Source organism: Massilia timonae, assembly GCF_001866515.1.
GTDB classification, from domain to species: Bacteria; Pseudomonadota; Gammaproteobacteria; order Burkholderiales; family Burkholderiaceae_D; genus Telluria; species Telluria timonae.
On the sequence record NZ_JRYB01000001.1, the window covers coordinates 3161473 to 3178506 of the forward strand.

A 17034-nucleotide genomic window follows, 5' to 3' on the forward strand; every position below is an offset into this window, starting at 1 on the left:
CTTTCGGCAGAATGGTATTTTTCGCACTGCAACAGAGCACGCTCACATCTGGGGAAATTTTGAGACCGATCGCCAAATCCAACAAGCTCGACGACGTCTGCTACGAAATCCGTGGTCCGGCCCTGGACAAGGCGCGCCAGATGGAAGAAGACGGCCAGAAGATCATCAAGCTCAACATCGGCAACCTCGCCGTGTTCGGCTTCGACGCGCCCGACGAGATCGTCAGCGACATGATCCGCAATATGCACGGCGCGGCCGGCTATACCGATTCCAAAGGCATGTTCGCGCCGCGCAAGGCGGTCATGCATTACACGCAAGAGAAGAACATCGCCGGCGTGGGCATGGACGACATCTACCTGGGCAATGGCGCCTCGGAACTCATCGTGATGTCGATGCAGGGGCTCTTGAACAACGGCGACGAAGTGCTGGTGCCGGCGCCCGATTACCCGCTGTGGACCGCGGCCGTGAGCCTGGCCGGCGGCGCGCCGATCCACTACGTGTGCGACGAGCAGTCCGGCTGGCTGCCCGACATCGAAGACATGCGGCGCAAGATTACGCCGAACACGCGCGCGATCGTCGTCATCAATCCGAACAACCCGACCGGCGCCCTGTACCCGCGCGAGGTGCTGCTCGACATCATCGAGCTGGCGCGCCAGCACCAGTTGATCGTCTACGCCGACGAGATCTATGACAAGACCCTGTACGACGGCGCCGAACACGTCTCCATCGCCTCGCTGGCCGACGACGTGCTGTTCGTGACCCTGAACGGCCTGTCGAAGAACTACCGTTCCTGCGGCTACCGCGCCGGCTGGATGGTGGTCTCGGGCGAGAAGCGCCACGCGAAGGGCTATATCGACGGCCTGAACATGCTGGCCTCGATGCGCCTGTGCGCCAATGCGCCGGGCCAGTTCGCCATCCAGACCGCCCTTGGCGGCCACCAGAGCATCAACGACCTGGTGGGGCCGGGCGGACGCCTCTTGAGGCAGCGCGACCTCGCGCATAAATTGCTTACCGATATACCGGGCGTGTCCTGCGTCAAGCCAAAAGCCGCGCTCTACATGTTCCCGCGCCTCGATCCGAAGATGTATCCGATCACGGACGACCAGCAGTTCATCTGCGAACTGCTGTCCGAGGAAAAAGTGCTGCTGGTGCAAGGCACCGGCTTCAACTGGATCGCCCCGGACCATTTCCGGCTGGTGTTCCTGCCCAATTCCGACGACCTGACCGACGCTTGCGGCCGCATCGCGCGCTTCCTCGACGGTTACCGACGACGCCACGCCTGAACCGGACGGGCGTCCTGACCATCAAGAGACACAGATTTTATGAAACCGATTCAAGTTGGCCTCCTGGGCATCGGCACCGTGGGTGCCGGTACCTTCAACGTCCTTCAACGCAACCAGGAAGACATCCGCCGCCGCGCCGGACGCGGCATCGAGATTGCGATGATTGCGGCGCGCAATATTGAACGCGCGCGCGAAGTGACCGGCGGTGCGGTCGAGATCGTGACCGACCCGTTTGCGGTGGTCAACCATCCGGACATCGACATCGTCGTCGAGCTGATCGGCGGCTACGAGCTGCCACGCGAGCTGGTGCTGAAGGCGATCGCCAACGGCAAGCATGTCGTGACGGCCAACAAGGCGCTGCTGGCGCTGCACGGCAACGAGATCTTCGCCGCGGCCCAGGAAAAGAGCGTGATGGTGGCCTTCGAGGCGGCCGTCGCCGGCGGCGTGCCGATCATCAAGGCCCTGCGCGAAGGCCTGACCGCGAACCGCATCGAATCGGTGGCCGGCATCATCAACGGCACCACCAATTTCATCCTGACCGAGATGCGCGAAAAGGGTCTGGATTTCGCTTCTGTCTTGAAGCAGGCGCAGGAACTCGGCTATGCCGAGGCCGACCCGACCTTCGACATCGAGGGCGTCGATGCGGCCCATAAACTGACCATCATGTCGGCGATCGCCTTCGGCATCCCGGTGCAGTTCGACAAGGCCTATGTGGAAGGCATCAGCCAGCTGCAGGCGGCCGACATCCGCTACGCCGAACAGCTCGGCTACCGCATCAAGCTGCTGGGCATCACGCGCCGCACCCACACCGAGTCGGGCGAGGGCGTCGAGCTGCGCGTGCACCCGACCCTGATCCCGGCCGCGCGCCTGATCGCCAATGTCGAAGGCGCGATGAACGCGGTGCTGGTGCAGGCCGACGCGGTCGGCGCCACGCTGTACTACGGCAAGGGCGCCGGTTCCGAGCCGACCGCATCGGCCGTGATCGCCGACCTGGTCGACGTGACCCGCCTCCTGACCGCCGACCCGTACAGCCGCGTGCCGCACCTGGCGTTCCAGCCGAACCAGATGACCGACGTCGCGATCATGCCGATGTCCGAGATCACCAGCAGCTATTACCTGCGCGTGCACGTGCAGGACAAGCTGGGCGTGATGGCCGACCTGACCCGCATCCTGGCCGACGCCGGCATCTCGATCGACGCCGTGCTGCAGAAGGAGCCGGGCGACCAGCTGGATATCGACATCATCATGCTGACGCACCAGACGCGCGAAAAGAACATCGACGCGGCGATCGCCAAGATCGAAGGATTGCCGGCGGTGATCGGCAAGGTGACGCGGATTCGCCTGGAAACGCTGGGCTGACCTGACTGGCCATGCCCCTGCAACCGCCGTTGCCCGTGCTGGGCCACGGCGGTTTTTTCATGGCGGCGGCATGCCTTCGTGGGCCAGCAACGTCGATGGATACGGCTCGAAACGGCGCGGCAATTCCTCGTCATCGTCGAGGAGGGCGGTGGTGAGGAGCAGCAAGTCCTGCTCGATGTGCTCGAACAGCGCATTGGCGACGCTGGCGTAGCTGATGTGGAAGTTGGCGGAAGTCATCCGCGGATTCTACCTGCGCTGCATTGCACCAATGTGCCAGATCAAGCCCAATTTGACCGGCTTCAATCGTCAATCGCTCGCATGGCACTGTTTCGGTGCGCACGCTTGCCGTCCGCTGCGGTTTGTGCTCGCGCAAATGCTTCGTACTGTAGAGCAAGGCCGGCAGTATTAAATGCGGATACGCAAGCATGAATGTGAGAAACAGCGTTTGTTCCGCCATGCCTGCCGTTGTACATTACGCACTCCATCACAGCCGAGCTTTCGAGCATGAGCCAACCGAATCAGTTTTCCCTGCTGACCCAGCGCCGTTTCGGCCCGTTCTTCTGGACCCAGTTCCTGGGCGCCTTCAACGACAATCTGTTCAAGACCGCGCTGCTGGTCGTCATGACCTATGATGCGATCAACTGGACCACGCTCGATCCCTCCCTGCTCAACAACCTGATCCCGGGCCTGTTCATCCTGCCCTACGTGCTGTTCTCGGCCACCTCGGGCCAGATCGCCGACAAGTTCGACAAGGCGAAGCTGGCGCGCATCGTCAAGATCGCCGAGATCGCGATCATGCTGGTGGCCGGCATCGGCTGGATGACGCACACGCTGTGGCTCCTGATTGCGGCGGTGATCGGCATGGGCATGCATTCGACGCTGTTCGGTCCGGTGAAATACGCGTATCTGCCGCAGAACCTGAAGCCCGACGAGCTGGTGGGCGGCAATGGCGTGGTCGAGATGGGGACCTTCGTCGGCATCCTGCTGGGTGAGGTGGCCGGCGCGATCCTGGTCGGCTACAAGCCCAACGGCATCATGCTGGTGGCCGCTGCGACCTTGCTCTTCGCCGTGCTGGGCCTGGCCGCCGCCTGGCGCATTCCGCCATCGCCGGCGCCGGCGCCCGAGCTGCGCATCAGCCGCAATTTCATCACCGAATCGTGGCGCAACCTGGCGTACTCGCGCCAGAACCGCACCGTGTTCCTGTCGATGCTCGGCAATTCCTGGTTCTGGTTCTATGGCGCCTTGCTGCTGGCCCAGTTCCCGGTATTCTCGAAAGACTATCTGATGGGTGACCACAGCGTGTTCGTGCTGCTGCTGACCGTGTTCTCGCTCGGCATCGGCCTTGGCTCGCTGCTGTGCGAGCGCCTGTCGGGCCACAAGGTCGAGATCGGCCTGGTGCCGTTCGGTTCGATCGGCCTGTCGGTGTTCGGCATCGACCTGTATTTCGCCAGCGAAGCCTTTATTGCCAGCACGACGGTGGTGGACTGGACCGGCCTGCTGAACCAGCCCGGCGCCTGGCGCATCCTGGGCGACCTGGTGATGATCGGCGTGTTTGGCGGCTTCTTCATCGTGCCGCTGTTCGCCCTGATCCAGACCCGCTGCGACCAGAAGCACGTGTCGCGCACGATCGCCGGCATGAACATCCTGAACGCGATCTTCATGGTCGCCTCGGCCGGGGTCGCCATCCTGCTGCTGGGGCAGGGCTTCAGCATCCCGCAACTGTTCCTGACCACGGCCCTGCTCAATGCGGTGGTGGCGGTGTACATCTTCTCGCTAGTGCCGGAATTCCTGATGCGCTTCCTGGCCTGGCTGTTGATCCACACCGTGTACCGGGTGCGCACCATCGACACGGCGCGCATTCCGAGCGAAGGCCCGGCGGTGCTGGTGTGCAACCACGTCAGCTATGTGGACGCGATCGTGATCAATGCCGCCAGCCCACGGCCGATCCGCTTCGTGATGGACCACCGCATCTTCAAGACGCCATTTTTGCGCTGGATCTTCCGCGCCGTGAACGCGATCCCGATCGCGCCGGCCAAGGAAGACCCGTGGACGATGGAAAAGGCGTTCGTGGACATCGCCCATGCGCTGCACGACGGCGAACTGGTGTGCATCTTCCCGGAAGGGCGGCTGACCTCGACCGGCGAAATGAACGAGTTCCGCCATGGCATCACGAAAGTCATGGAGCGCAGCAAGGTGCCGGTGATCCCGATGGCGCTGCGTGGCCTGTGGGGCAGCTGGTTCACGCGCGACAAGAGCAATCTGTTCGAGCGCAGGATTGCGCGCGGCATGCGCTCGCAGCTGGCGCTGGCGGTCGGCCAGCCGGTCGCGCCCGAGCTGGCGACGCCGGCCTACCTGCAACAGCAGGTGATGGCGCTGCGTGGGGAGTGGAAGTAGAGCCTGCCAAATGCCGGCCAACGAAGATCTTGCACGGTATGGCAAAAACGCAAGATTTTTTCGCTGGCTCTGATATAATTATCGACTAGTCGGGGCGTAGCGCAGCCTGGTAGCGTACGTGCATGGGGTGCACGGGGTCGGAGGTTCGAATCCTCTCGCCCCGACCAAAGTATCAGTGAAAAAGCCAGCTTTCGAGCTGGCTTTTTTACGTCCGTTGTCACGTCAAGGCTGCGGTCCTCGCGATGCCGGCGCCAGCTCGTCCAGCACGCCCAGCAACTGACCGACATCCACCGGCTTGACCAGGTGCCTGGTGAACCCGGCCCGTTTCGACGCCGCCATGTCCTGCGGCTGGCCGTAGCCGCTCAGCGCGATCATGGCGGCGCCGGCCACCAGCGGCGCCGCGCGCAGCTCTCCCACCAGCCGATAGCCATCCATATCCGGCAAGCCGATATCCAGCAGGCAGACGTCGAAGCCGTCCTTCTGCACCCGCCGCAGCGCCGCCATCGACGAATCCTCGACCTGCACCCTGTGTCCCACCGCCGACAGCACGATGCCCAGCGATTCGGCGGCGTCGCGGTTGTCGTCGACGATCATGATGCGCAGCGTCGAATGCGCCGCCAGCGCGGCGTCGTCCTCGCGCCGACTCGCGTCGTCACCAGCGCCATCCACGCCGAGCGGCAGGACCACGCTGAAGCAGCTGCCCCGTCCCGGTCCGTCGCTGTGCGCCTGCACCTGCCCGCCATGCAGGCTGACCATGCTGCGCACCAGCGCCAGCCCCAGTCCGAGACCGCCCTGGGCGCGGTCCGGCGTGCGCTTGGCCTGCGTGAACAACTCGAACACATCGGGCAGCAGCGCGGCATCGATGCCGATGCCATTGTCCTTCACGCTCAGCTTCACCTGGCCGGCGTCCGGCACGGCGTCGGCGCACACCGTGATCTCGCCGCCGTCCGGCGTGTACTTGGCCGCATTGTTGATCAGGTTGGCCATCACCTGCACCAGCCGCTTGCGGTCGCCCGTGACGGTGACGTTGGCCGCGCCGAGGCGGGTCGACAGCGTGTGGCCCTTCTTTTCGATCAGCGGGCGCGCCTGCTCGATGGCGTTCTGGATCACCGACTTGAGGGCGACCGGTTCGCGCTCCAGCTCGACCAGGCCGCGCGTCACGCGCGAGACGTCGAGCAGGTCGTCCACCAGTTCGACCATGTGCCGCACCTGGCGCCCGATGACGTCGCTGGCGTGGGCGATGCGCTTCGGGTCGGCGCCGGACAGTTTCAGCATCTGGGCCGCGGTGCTGATCGGCGCCAGCGGGTTGCGCAGCTCGTGGGCCAGCATGGCCAGGAACTCGTCCTTGCGCGCGTTCGCCGCCTTCAGTTCTTCGGCGGCTAGCTTCTGGTCGTGCATGTCGGTGACCGTGCCCATCCAGCGGATGATGCGGCCGGCCTCGTCGCGCACCGGCAGCGCGCGGTTCAGCACCCAGCGGTATTCGCCGCCATGGTGGCGCAGCCGGTGCTCGAGCTCGAACAAGGCGCCGCTTGCCACGCTGTCGGCCCACAGCGCCAGCAGCGCGGGCAGGTCGTCGGGATGGATGGCGGCGGTCCAGCCGGTCGGATCCACGTTCGACAAGCCGGTGAAGTCGCTCCAGCGCCGGTTCGTATAATCGTTCGCGCCGTCGGCCCGGCACGACCACACCATCTGCGGCATCGCGTCGGTGATGGTGCGGAATTTTTCTTCGCTCTCGCGCAGCGCCCGCTGCGTATCGACCTGGGCCGTGAGGTCCATCGAGGCCGCCACTGCGCCGGTGATGGCGCCATCCTCGGTGCGGATCGCGGTGGCCCGGGTGAGCAGGATGCGGCGCTCGTGTGGACGGCCGAAGGGTTCGATCTCGACCACGTCGGCCTCGACCTGCTCGCCGCGCAGCGCGCGCGCCAGCGCCCACTCGTCCGACCGTATCTGCCTGCCGTGGCGCTCCGAGCCGTCGGCCCACCAGCCACGCCATTCGGCGTACTGGTCCTGGCTGGTGGGCATCGGATGATCGCCCCATAGCTGGCGGTTCATGCGGTTGACGGACGACAGCGCCCCATGCTCGTCCACGTAGACGATCCCCACCGGCGCCGAGCTGAGCAGGGCGTCGAGGCGGCGCCGGTCGGCCTCGGCCTGGCCGGCCGCGGCGCGCGCGGCCATCTCGCTGGCCTGCAGCGCGCGCTCGGCATTCTTCTGGTCGGTGATGTCGGTGAACAGCAGGGCCACGCGGCGCTTGACCGGATGGGCGATCGGGCTGGCGTAGACGGTAAACCAGCGTCCCATCGCCTGCGAGTATTCCTCGAATCGGCGCGCCACGCCGGCGTGCGCGATCTCGTCGTAGGTGGCGATCCAGCGCTGTTCCAGGTCCGGCACCAGCTGGCGCGCGGTCTTGCCCACGCTGTCGACCAGGCCGGTATGGCGGGCAAAGGCGTGGTTGGCTTCCACGAACACATAGTCGACCGCATGACCCTGTTCATCGTGCACCAGGTCGATCAGGCAGAACGCATCGTCCATGGTTTCGATCAGCGCATGGTTCGTCTGCTCCAGGCGCTGCCGCAGCAGGTGGTCTTCGGTGACGTCGTTGCAGATCACCAGCACCCCGTGGATGCCGGCTTCGTCCTCGATCGGGCTGTAGCCGTAGGTCCACCATACGTCTTCGCGCCGGCCGTTGCGGGTCAGCGGGACCAGGCGGTCTTCGTACCAGGCGCTGGCGCCTTCGCGCATGACGCGCTCGATGTCCGGTCCGATCAGGTCCCAGGCTTCTTCCCAGCACGGGCGGCCGGGCTGGCCGAGGGCGACCGGATGGCGCTCCGGGCCCAGGGTCTGGCGGTAGCCGTCGTTGTAGAACTGGATCAGGTCGTCGCCCCACCAGATGAACATCGGGTGATTGCTCGACAGTAGAACCCGCAGCACGGTCTTCAGGGTCGAGGGCCAGCCATCGGGCGGGCCGAGCGGGCTGGTGTTCCAATCGTAGGCGCGCATGAGGGCGCCCATCTCGCCGCCACCGGCCAGGAAGCTGAAACTCGAATTCAAAGTGTGTGGAATAAAAGGTGGGAAGCCGTAAACGATACGGGGTGACTGATCCACCGGCAATTGTAATGGTGTGCGGTAATACCTGCTCGGCGGCCGTCCTCCGGTGTGGTGGTCAGCCGGTCGCCCCGTCGGCCTGCTGCTGCTCGGCCAGGTATCTGTGGATCTGGGCCACCACGGCCGCGCCTTCGCCGGCCGCCGCGGCGACGCGCTTGGTCGAGCCGGCGCGCAGGTCGCCCACGGCGAACACGCCCGGCACGCTGGTCTCGAGATCGCGTCCGCCATGCCGCCCCGTGGCCTCATAGCCGGTCAGCACGAAGCCCTTGCGGTCCAGTTCCACGCCGCATTCGCGCAGCCAATCGCTGTTGGGATCGGCGCCGATGAACAGGAACAGGTGGTGGGTGTCGAACACGACTGGCGGACCGCCGCTGCGGCTGCGGCAGTGCACCCGCTCCAGGCCGGCATCAGTGCCCTCGAGTGCGGCCAGTTCGAGCCGGGTGTGCAGCACGATGTTCGCGCTCGCCCGGATGCGCTCGATCAGGTAGCTCGACATGCTGGCCTCGAGACCGTTGCCGCGCACCATCAGGTGCACGGTGCTGGCGTGCGCGGCCAGGTAGACGGCGGCCTGGCCGGCCGAGTTGCCGCCGCCGACCAGCACCACGGTCTGCTGGCGGCACACCTTTGCTTCGACCGGCGAGGCCCAGTAGTACACGCCGCGACCCTCGAAGCGGGCCAGGTCGGCGAGGTCGGGCTTGCGGTAGCGCGCGCCGGCCGCCAGCACCACGCTGCGCGCCCGCGCGCAGGCGCCGTCGTCCAGTTCCACGCGCAGCGGCCGCTCGCGGCACAACAGCCGCATCGCCGGCGCGGGAATGGCGATTTCGGCGCCGAACTTGCTGGCCTGGACGAAAGCGCGGCTGACCAGGGCGTGGCCCGAGATGCCGGTGGGGAAGCCGAAGAAGTTCTCGATGCGCGCGCTGGCCCCGGCCTGGCCGCCATAGGCGCGCTGTTCCAGCACCAGCACCGACAGGCCTTCCGAGGCCGCGTACACGGCCGTGGCCAGGCCGGCCGGGCCGGCGCCGACCACCAGCACGTCGTAGACCATGTCGCGCGTGATGCGCGGCATGGTGCCCAGGAAGCGGCCCATCTCGAGCAGGCTCGGGTTCTTGATCACGAAGCCGTCGGGCATGGCGACCAGCGGCCAGTCGTGCTCCTGGCGCCAGTGCTCGCGCACCAGCTGGGCGGCGTCCTGGTCGGAGTCCGGGTCGCGCCGGGTATACGGTTGCGCATTGCGCGACAAAAAGCTCTCGAGCTCGAACAGGCGCGCATGGCCGGACGGCCCGATCAGGATCGGCCCGGTCGGCTGTTCGCCGATCAGGCGCGCGCGGCGCAGCATGAAGGCGCGCATCACGCGCTCGCCCAGCACCGCCTCGGCCATCAGGAGCGCACGCAGCGCTTCCGGGTCGAGCACCAGGGCTTCCAGGCGGCCGACCGCCACGCCGTCGACCAGCGGCGGCCGGCCCGACAGCTGGGACACTTCGCCGGTGAACTGGCCCGGTTCGAACAGGTGCACCTCGACCCGGTGGCCGAGGGCATTGCTGCGGCTGCAGCGCAGCTGGCCGGACAGCACCACGACCATGCCGGGAGAATCGACCAGGGCCCGGAACACGACGTCGCCGTCGTGCCAGGCGCGCTCGGTGGCGAAACGGCGGATGCGCTTGAGATCGTCTTCGCCGAGGACGGGATAGACCTGGTGGCCGCGCGTTTTCAGGTCGATCAGGTAGCGCGGATCGATGATGGACGGTTCCGGCAGGGATTCTGGCGTGTCGTTCATGGCGGCTCTCGGCTGGTCGCGTCGGATCTGACGCAGGCGAATGCATGGTAATGCAGCCGGGCCGTTTTGTGCGCTATGTCTCAGGGTGGGGCGCCATGGGGGCTTTTTAACAGGACGCTGTTGCCGCTTCAGCGCTGGCGCTGCAGTCGCAACAGCAGCCAGCCAGCCACCGTGGTGAAGGCCGCGACCAGGCCCAGCGCGATCCAGAAGCCGTGGCTCTCGTCGGCCAGCGGGATGCCCCCGACGTTCATGCCGAGCAGGCCGGCGATCAGGTTGATCGGCAGCGCCATCACGGTCACGATCGTCAACAGATACAGGCTGCGGGCATTGTCCTCGTTGACGCGGGCGGCGATTTCTTCCTGCAGCAATTTGATGCGCTCCTGCAGCGCGGCCAGGTCGCTCAGCACCACCGTGAATTCCTCGGTCGCCTGGCGCAGGTCCTGGCGGTCGTCGCCATCGACCCAGCCTGGTGGGCGCTGCAGCAGGCGGAACAGGGCGGCCGGTTCCGGCGCCAGCAGCCGCTGCAGGCGCACCAGCACCCGGCGCAGCGAGCCGAGGTCTTCGCGCTGGCGGGTGAGGCGCCCGGCCAGCAGCCGGTCTTCGATGGTGTCGACCCGCGCCACCGCCTCGCGCACGATGTTCACCAGCACGTCGGCCTGGTCGCGCAGCAGGTGGATCAGGAGCTCGCTGGATGAGCGCAGCGGGGCGCCCTGGCGCACGTCCTGGCGCAGGCGCTCGATCGAGGCCAGGGGCTTCCTGCGCGCGCTGATCGCGACCTGCGGCGTGACGTGGACCCACAAGGTCGAGATCTCGGCGCTGTCGAGCGAAAAACCATGCAGCACGTCGTTGACGACGGCGATCAGGGCATTGTCGGCCAGCTCGAGGCGGGTCGAGCGCGAACCCTGGTGCAGGGTCTCGTAGAACTCGTCGGCCAGCATGGCGTGGCCGCGCAGCCAGCGTTCGCTGGCGGTGTTCGACAGGTTGAAGTGCAGCCAGATGAACTGTTCCGGTTGCGGATCGCGCATCCAGGCCAGGGCCTCGTGCACGCCGATCGGCGTCGCGGTCGTGTCGCGCCGGAACAGGAAGCCCCATACCAGGCCCGAATCGTCGGAGCCGTAACTGAAGCCGGGAGCCGCCATCTGCGCCATTGACCTTCCTGGATGAATGAACGATGGGCAATTGTAGAGCGTTCTGACGGCGCGATGTTGGCTGTCGGCGACGTGCGCGGGCAACCTTGCGATGTCATCAAGTTGAAACCATCGTCCGCTAAGATTGCCGCTGTGTCTCTCCGCGTGATCCCTCAACCGGATACTGCGTTTTTCCGTCGGCCTCACGGTCGGCGGATTTTTTTTATGTGAGGCTCCCGGCGGGCATGGGATGCCTCGAGGAAAGGAAACAGATGCACATCTCTCAGATCGATCGCCGCGGCGCGGCGCCGGGCGACATGGCTGACAATAGCCTTGCCAATCCCTATGCGGGCGCAACCCACGTGGTGCGCCAGGGCATCCTGATCCAGGCGAGCCTGGGCACCCGCAGCGCCGTCGAATTCCTGAAGCAGCATGGCGTGCACGGCGCGGTGATCCACCGCGTGCTGATGGGAGAGCAGGTGCGCCAGGATGACCACGCGTCGCTCGGCGACCAGGCGGCGCTCGACGATCGTGCGGTGATCGACGATCCCAGGATGTAATCGGGGGCCTGCAGCGGGGTTCAGGCGTGCTCGGTCAGTTCGCGCAGGATCGCGCACTGGCCGGCGGGCCGCGTCGAATCGCAGCGCGCGCGCAGGCGCGACAGTTCGGCGCGCAGCGCCTTCAGCTCCAGGATCTGACGGTCGATCTCGGACAGCTGGTGGTCGACCAGCGCGTTGACGCCGCTGCAGGAACGTTCCGGCTGGTCCTGGTAGCCGAGCAGGGTTTCCACTTCGCCGAGCGACATGCCCAGCGACCGGCAACGACGGATGAAATGCAGCCGCTCGGCATGGTCGGCGCCATACATCCGGTAGTTCGCCTGCGACCTGAGCGGCGGCGGCAGCAATCCCTTTTGCTCGTAGAAACGGACAGTCTCGGACTGGCAGCCCGTCAGTTTCGCCAGTTCACCAATACGCATCAGCATGTTTATTCCTTGACCTTGTAGTTACTACAGGGATTCTAATGGAGTTATTGCCATTGGAGGTGCGATCATGTCCGCTTGCTGTTCCGGATCCTGCAGTCCGACCACGCCGCCGCCCGACGGGCGCTACCGCAAGGTGTTGTGGGCGGCGTTGCTCATCAATTTCATCATGTTCGGCGTCGAGCTGGCCAGCAGCCTGGCGGCCGGCTCGGTGTCGCTGCTGGCCGACTCGGTCGACTTTCTCGGCGACGCCGCCAATTACGGGGTGTCGTTGTTCGTGCTGGGGATGGCCGTGGTGTGGCGTTCGCGCGCGGCCTACGCCAAGGGCGTCGTGATGGGCGTCTTCGGCGTGCTGGTGCTGGCGCGCGCCTTGTGGCTCGGCCTCGACGGCCACCTGCCGCATGCCCAGACCATGGGAGCCGTCAGCCTGCTGGCGCTGGCCGCCAACGGCGCGGTGGCGGTCATGCTCTACGCGTTTCGCAACGGCGACGCCAATATGCGCTCGGTGTGGCTGTGCACCCGCAACGACATGATCGGCAACCTGGCCGTGATGCTGGCGGCGCTGGGCGTGTTCGGCGCCCGCGCCGGATGGCCGGACATCGTGGTGGCGAGCATCATGGCGTGCCTCGGCCTGTCGGCGGCGCGCCAAGTGATGCGGCAGGCGCGCGCCGAGCTGCGGGCGCAGGCGGCGGCACGCTCGCCGGTGGCGACGCCGATGCCGATGCCCGTGCCAGCGACCATGCCCACACCAGCGCCGGCGGCGTCGTCGGCGTCGATCGTCGAGATCCGGCGCCGCTGAACGGGGGGATCCGGGGTGCCGGCAAATGCCGCCAGTCCCCGTCAACTTGGCGAGCGTGAACCCGCCTGCGGCCGTACGTCCTCGCGCTCGCCGTGCTCGGCGATCAGCATGGCCGCGCTGTATAGGTCCGGCGCGATGCGCGTGGGCAGGCGGCGTGGCCCCAGGCGCCATTCGGTCTCGCCGCCGTTGTCGATCAACAGCGTGCGGCAGCCGGCGCGGTTGCCGGCCTCGACGTCGTGCAGGATGTCGCCGATCATCCAGGAGGCGCGCAGGTCGATGGCATGCTCGTGCGCCGCGCGCAGCAGCATGCCGGGCGAGGGCTTGCGGCAGGCGCAGGCGAAGGCATAGTCGCTGACGGTGCCGAGCGGATGGTGCGGGCAATAGTAATAGCCCGCGAGGGCGAGCTGCTCGCGAAACAGCAGGTCGTGCAGGCGGTCGGAGACCGGGCCCATCGCCGCTTCGGTGAAACAGCCGTGCGCGATGCCGGACTGGTTGCAGACCACGAACAGGCGATAGTCGAGCTCGGCCAGCAGACGCAGCGCCGCGCCGGCGCCGCTCACCAGGCGGATGCGGCGCGGCTCGGCATTGAATGGGATGTCGTCGACCAGCGTGCCTTCCTGGTCGAGAAAGATGGCCTTCATGCGCGCTTACGCGAAGCGCACGCGGTAGCGCACCGCGCCGGCCAGGCGCCAGAACACCGACAGTGGCGGCAGCAGGACCGAGGTGATCGCCATCTCGGCCACGTGCGAGGCGCTGTGGGCCGTGCCCTTCAGGCGGCGCAGGCACAGGCGCACCGTGAGCGCCAGCCAGACCAGGGTGGCGGCCAGGGCCAGCCAGCGCACGCCCAGCACCCAGCAGGGCAGGGCCAGCAGCAGGGCGGCGACGATGGCGTAGTGGTCCCAGCACGGACGCGCTTCGATGCGTTCGCGGTACAGCGCTGGATGCTTCTTGTACAGCAGCGCGTCGAACACGGCATGGCGGATCTGCAGCAGGCTCGCGCCCCAGGGCGCCGGACGCACCGGGTGCACGGCCAGCGCCTGCGGCGCGCGCACGATGCGGATGCCTTGTTCGAGCAGGCGGAAGTGCAGGTCGGCGTCGCTGCCGCGCTGGACGCTGAAGCGCTCGTCGAAGCCGTCGAGCCGTTCGAGCACCGGCTTGTGGAAGAAGCAGTTGGCACTGGTGAAATCGGCCAGTTCGTGCGCATGCGCGCTGCGCTGGCGGTCGGTGGGGCGCGCCGGCACCGGGGTCTCGATGCGGCCGCAGACGACGGCGGCGCCGCCGTCGAAGGCGGCCAGCCCCTGGGCCAGCCAGTCGGGGCTGGGCACGGCGTCGTCGCTGGTGAAGGCGATGACGCTGGCGCGCGCCGCGCGCCAGCCGCGGTTGCGCGCGGCGCCGGGGCCGCGCGGGCCGGTGTTGGCGACATAGGCCAGCCGCGGCCCACGGTCGAGCGTGCGGGTGCGCCAGCCGGCCACCAGGTGCAGCGTATTGTGGTTGGGTTCGTCGTCCACGACGATGACTTCGACGCTGCGCGGATCGACGCTCTGGCGCATCAGGGCGTCCAGGCTGCGGTCGAGCAGGTCCATGCGGCCGCAGGCGGGCAGCACGACCGACACCGTGGGGATGGCGGCGGGCGTGGCGTTAGTTGAGGTGTCGTCCGTTGCAGGCATGCGAGGTCTCCTCGTTCTCTCCGCTGGTCTCGCGCCACGGCGCGAGCGTGGCGATGTCGAGCGGTTCGATTGCCTTGCGTACGACGCGGTTCCTGCGCTCCGGTACGGCTTGGAGATGGATCAAGCCGAAAGCCGGAAATAAAAACCTTCGGATGCCATGGCGTAGGGTGGGCGGCTTGCCGCCCACGCGTTCGGATCATGCCGGGTCCGTAGCGACGCAGATCATGCTGGGTCCCTAGCGACGCGGACGGTGTTTGAACGCGTGGACGGCAAAGCCGTCCACCCCACGATGGTGGATCAGCCGCGCGAGAACCCGGTGTCGTCGTCCATCTTGCGGTCGCCCGCCAGCTTGTTGGCGCCGCCCGGGCTGCGCGGGTAGCCGCCGGCGGCGTCGTTCGACTGGTGCACCGGATTCGGATCGGCATGCATGCTGCCGCCCACCTGATAGCCTTCGCCCTCGGTGCGCGGACCCGAGTTGCCCGGGCTGCGCGGCAGGCCGCCGGACACGTTGTTCGACTGGTGGACGTTCTCGGTGCCCGTATCGCGCGCGCCGGCGCCGGTCTGCGAACCCTGGCGGTCGGTGCTTTGCTGGACTGCGCTGGCGCTGGCGTCCTGGGTGTCGGCGCGGTTGTCGTCGGCGCCCTGGCGGTTGCCGTAGATGTCGCCGTGCTGCACGCCCGGCACGCCGGCCTCGGTGCCGAGCGGGTCCGGCGCCACGGTGCCCGGCACGCGGCCGTCGCGGCCCGGCTCGTTGCGGTGCAGTTCCGGCTGCGCCGGGTCTTGCGGATTCAGGGTGTCGGTGGTCCGCGTCGCGCCCTGGCGGTTGGCGACGTCCTCGTTGAGCGAGACGCCGGTGTCGCGCTGGCGGTTGCCCACCGGCTGCTCCAGCTTGCCCCAGGCATCCGAGTGCATTTCCATCTGGCGCTGGTGGCTGTCGGTGATGCCTTGTTGCGGGCCCGAGCCACCGGTTTGCTGGGTCTGCATCGAGCCGCCCGGCAGGTCGCCCTGGCGCGATTGGCCGCTGCCGTCCGGGCTGCCGCCCAGTCCGGCCTGGTCGTGGCCGCCGGCGTGCGCCATGCCGGTGCCCGACTGGCCACCCTGCTCGCTGGCGCCGCGCGGGTAGGTATGGTCCATCGGGCCGCTCTGGGTATTTCCTTTGGAACCTGGCGTCCATTTTTCATTGGCGCCATTATTGGTCTGGTTGTTGGCTTCGCTACGTTGATTCGCGTCCATGTCGGTCTCCTGTGCTTGGTGAGCGGGCAGGTCGAAGTCCTGCCGAATAGCACCATGATGCGCGCCGACAGCCTGGCACAGAATAGGAAGAGGTAGGGGAGGGATGTAGGACTGGTCCTGACGAGTTTGTTGACTACTGGCAGTTATTTTTCGAAGTGCATTATTTGTCGCGCAAAGTCCTACAAAGTCATCTGAAATGCTCCTATAGCCGCATCGGAGATGCCTGCCTAAGATGGGCTTCGACTCATCGTTCGCCGGCGAATGGTCGGCGGCGATCGGGTCTCAAGCCTGCCGCAGGACGCGGCGGTTTCCACAAGTGCTGTATAAGGGAGAACGTCATTATGGCCTCAAGCAATCAAGGTAACAAGCAATCGGGCAACCAAGGCAACAGCCAGAGCAGCGGCACCCGCAATCGCGGCTTCGCCTCGATGGATCCGGCGCGCCAGCGCGAGATCGCCAGCCAGGGCGGCAAGGCCGCCCATGCCAAAGGCACCGCCCACGAATTCACGTCGGAAGAAGCACGCCGCGCCGGCAGCTTGAGCCACGGCAATCGTCAGTCGGCCAACGCCAGCGCCGGCGGCGCTTCGCGCAGCTCGAGCTCCTCGAGCAAGAGCGGCAACCGCCAGAGCGCCCAGGGCGGCAACCGCAGCGGCGGCTCGAAAGAGTAAACATGCGGCCGGCTGAGCCGGCGACAGTCAGGTAACGGGGAGCCATGGGCTCCCCGTTTTGCTTTGGTTTTGCCTGTAATACACACAAAACGGGAAGGGGATAGGTTAGAATCGCAGCGCCTTTTTCAACCTTCCCCAAGGATCAAGTCGTGAAACCAGCGGTCATCCGTCAAGTCAAGAGCCTGTCCATGTCCTGCGACCGGGTCGGCAATCTGTTGCTCACCAAGTTCTCCAGCCAGGGCGCGAGCGACCTGTGCATCCACATCCCGGCCTCGATCGTGTTCTGGCTGCTCAAGCACCTGCCGGTCAATCGCGATCCGCAACTGAAGGCGCCGCCGGCTGGTCCCGGCATCACCCAGGCCGATTGGGACAGTCCCTACGTGCCGCGCGCGCAATACGTGAACTGCAAGGAACTGCCGGGCGCGATCCGCATGACCTTCGTGCTCGACCGCAAGCCCGAGCTGACCGTCGTGCTCGACCGCGGCAACGTCGAACTGATGCGCCAGATCATGGCCATGTACACCAAGGACCTGATCGACCTCGACGCGCAGTAAAAACACGCGTCCCCGCCCCGGCCCGGTATCAGCGGTCGGCGTGGCCGATCCGGTATCATGGCCGGCGCTGCTTATGCACTGATCGTCGGGCA

At 66.6% G+C, this 17034-nt stretch carries 15 protein-coding genes and 1 tRNA gene; 8 read left to right on the plus strand and 8 right to left on the minus strand.

Annotated elements, in window-relative coordinates; translation table 11 throughout:
- The first annotated feature begins 59 nt into the window (after positions 1 to 59).
- Positions 60 to 1283 carry a pyridoxal phosphate-dependent aminotransferase gene (locus LO55_RS13595; RefSeq protein ID WP_071361859.1) on the plus strand — a complete coding sequence of 408 codons (1224 nt, stop codon included), beginning with the start codon at positions 60 to 62 and terminating at the stop codon, positions 1281 to 1283.
- Positions 1284 to 1322: 39 nt separating this feature from the next.
- Positions 1323 to 2642 (plus strand): homoserine dehydrogenase, encoded by a 1320-nt coding sequence (locus LO55_RS13600; protein ID WP_071361860.1) that lies wholly within the window; start codon positions 1323 to 1325, stop codon positions 2640 to 2642.
- Positions 2643 to 2699: 57 nt separating this feature from the next.
- Here LO55_RS13600 and LO55_RS13605 read toward each other — a convergent pair whose 3' ends face one another.
- Positions 2700 to 2879, minus strand: coding sequence for a hypothetical protein (locus tag LO55_RS13605; RefSeq protein WP_071361861.1), 180 nt, complete (start codon positions 2877 to 2879; stop codon positions 2700 to 2702).
- A gap of 267 nt (positions 2880 to 3146) precedes the next feature.
- Here LO55_RS13605 and LO55_RS13610 point away from each other — a divergent pair, with 267 nt between their 5' ends.
- Positions 3147 to 5036, plus strand: a complete 1890-nt coding sequence (locus tag LO55_RS13610) for an MFS transporter (RefSeq protein ID WP_071361862.1) — start codon at positions 3147 to 3149, stop codon at positions 5034 to 5036.
- 90 nt (positions 5037 to 5126) lie between these two features.
- Positions 5127 to 5203, plus strand: a tRNA-Pro gene (locus LO55_RS13615).
- Between the two features lie 55 nt (positions 5204 to 5258).
- Here LO55_RS13615 and LO55_RS13620 read toward each other — a convergent pair.
- The 3 genes from LO55_RS13620 to LO55_RS13630 all read right to left on the minus strand — a co-directional run bounded on the left by LO55_RS13620 (position 5259) and on the right by LO55_RS13630 (position 11063).
- Positions 5259 to 8087, minus strand: coding sequence for a hybrid sensor histidine kinase/response regulator (locus LO55_RS13620; protein ID WP_071361863.1), 2829 nt, complete (start codon positions 8085 to 8087; stop codon positions 5259 to 5261).
- Between the two features lie 112 nt (positions 8088 to 8199).
- Entirely contained in the window at positions 8200 to 9915 is a 1716-nt protein-coding gene (locus LO55_RS13625) for an FAD-dependent oxidoreductase (protein WP_071361864.1), read from the minus strand.
- Positions 9916 to 10043: 128 nt separating this feature from the next.
- Complete coding sequence (locus LO55_RS13630; protein ID WP_143054519.1) at positions 10044 to 11063, minus strand: transporter; 1020 nt, start codon at positions 11061 to 11063, stop codon at positions 10044 to 10046.
- Positions 11064 to 11314: 251 nt separating this feature from the next.
- On the opposite strand from LO55_RS13630, the gene LO55_RS13635 reads away from it, so the two are divergent.
- On the plus strand, positions 11315 to 11602 hold the full coding sequence (locus LO55_RS13635; RefSeq protein WP_071361865.1) for a hypothetical protein: 288 nt from the start codon (positions 11315 to 11317) through the stop codon (positions 11600 to 11602).
- 20 nt (positions 11603 to 11622) lie between these two features.
- Here LO55_RS13635 and cadR read toward each other — a convergent pair whose 3' ends face one another.
- A complete protein-coding gene (gene cadR / locus LO55_RS13640; protein WP_071361866.1) occupies positions 11623 to 12024 on the minus strand; it encodes a Cd(II)/Pb(II)-responsive transcriptional regulator in 402 nt (133 codons plus the stop codon).
- A 67-nt stretch (positions 12025 to 12091) separates the two neighbouring features.
- Between cadR and LO55_RS13645 the strand changes: the two genes are divergently transcribed.
- Positions 12092 to 12820: a cation efflux transmembrane domain-containing protein gene (locus tag LO55_RS13645; RefSeq protein WP_071361867.1), complete on the plus strand. Its 729-nt coding sequence runs from the start codon at positions 12092 to 12094 to the stop codon at positions 12818 to 12820.
- A 41-nt stretch (positions 12821 to 12861) separates the two neighbouring features.
- On the opposite strand, the gene LO55_RS13650 is transcribed toward LO55_RS13645, so the two are convergent.
- From LO55_RS13650 to LO55_RS13660, 3 genes are all read right to left on the minus strand, one after another.
- Positions 12862 to 13461 carry a D-glycero-alpha-D-manno-heptose-1,7-bisphosphate 7-phosphatase gene (locus LO55_RS13650; RefSeq protein ID WP_071361868.1) on the minus strand — a complete coding sequence of 200 codons (600 nt, stop codon included), beginning with the start codon at positions 13459 to 13461 and terminating at the stop codon, positions 12862 to 12864.
- 6 nt (positions 13462 to 13467) lie between these two features.
- Positions 13468 to 14487: a glycosyltransferase family 2 protein gene (locus LO55_RS13655; RefSeq protein ID WP_071361869.1), complete on the minus strand. Its 1020-nt coding sequence runs from the start codon at positions 14485 to 14487 to the stop codon at positions 13468 to 13470.
- Between the two features lie 297 nt (positions 14488 to 14784).
- Positions 14785 to 15720, minus strand: coding sequence for a hypothetical protein (locus tag LO55_RS13660; protein WP_071361870.1), 936 nt, complete (start codon positions 15718 to 15720; stop codon positions 14785 to 14787).
- 341 nt (positions 15721 to 16061) lie between these two features.
- On the opposite strand from LO55_RS13660, the gene LO55_RS13665 reads away from it, so the two are divergent.
- Together LO55_RS13665 and LO55_RS13670 are read left to right on the plus strand one after the other, a co-directional pair.
- A complete protein-coding gene (locus LO55_RS13665) occupies positions 16062 to 16388 on the plus strand; it encodes a KGG domain-containing protein (RefSeq protein WP_005666123.1) in 327 nt (108 codons plus the stop codon).
- A 149-nt stretch (positions 16389 to 16537) separates the two neighbouring features.
- Positions 16538 to 16942: a hypothetical protein gene (locus LO55_RS13670; RefSeq protein WP_005666125.1), complete on the plus strand. Its 405-nt coding sequence runs from the start codon at positions 16538 to 16540 to the stop codon at positions 16940 to 16942.
- The last annotated feature ends 92 nt before the right edge of the window (positions 16943 to 17034 follow it).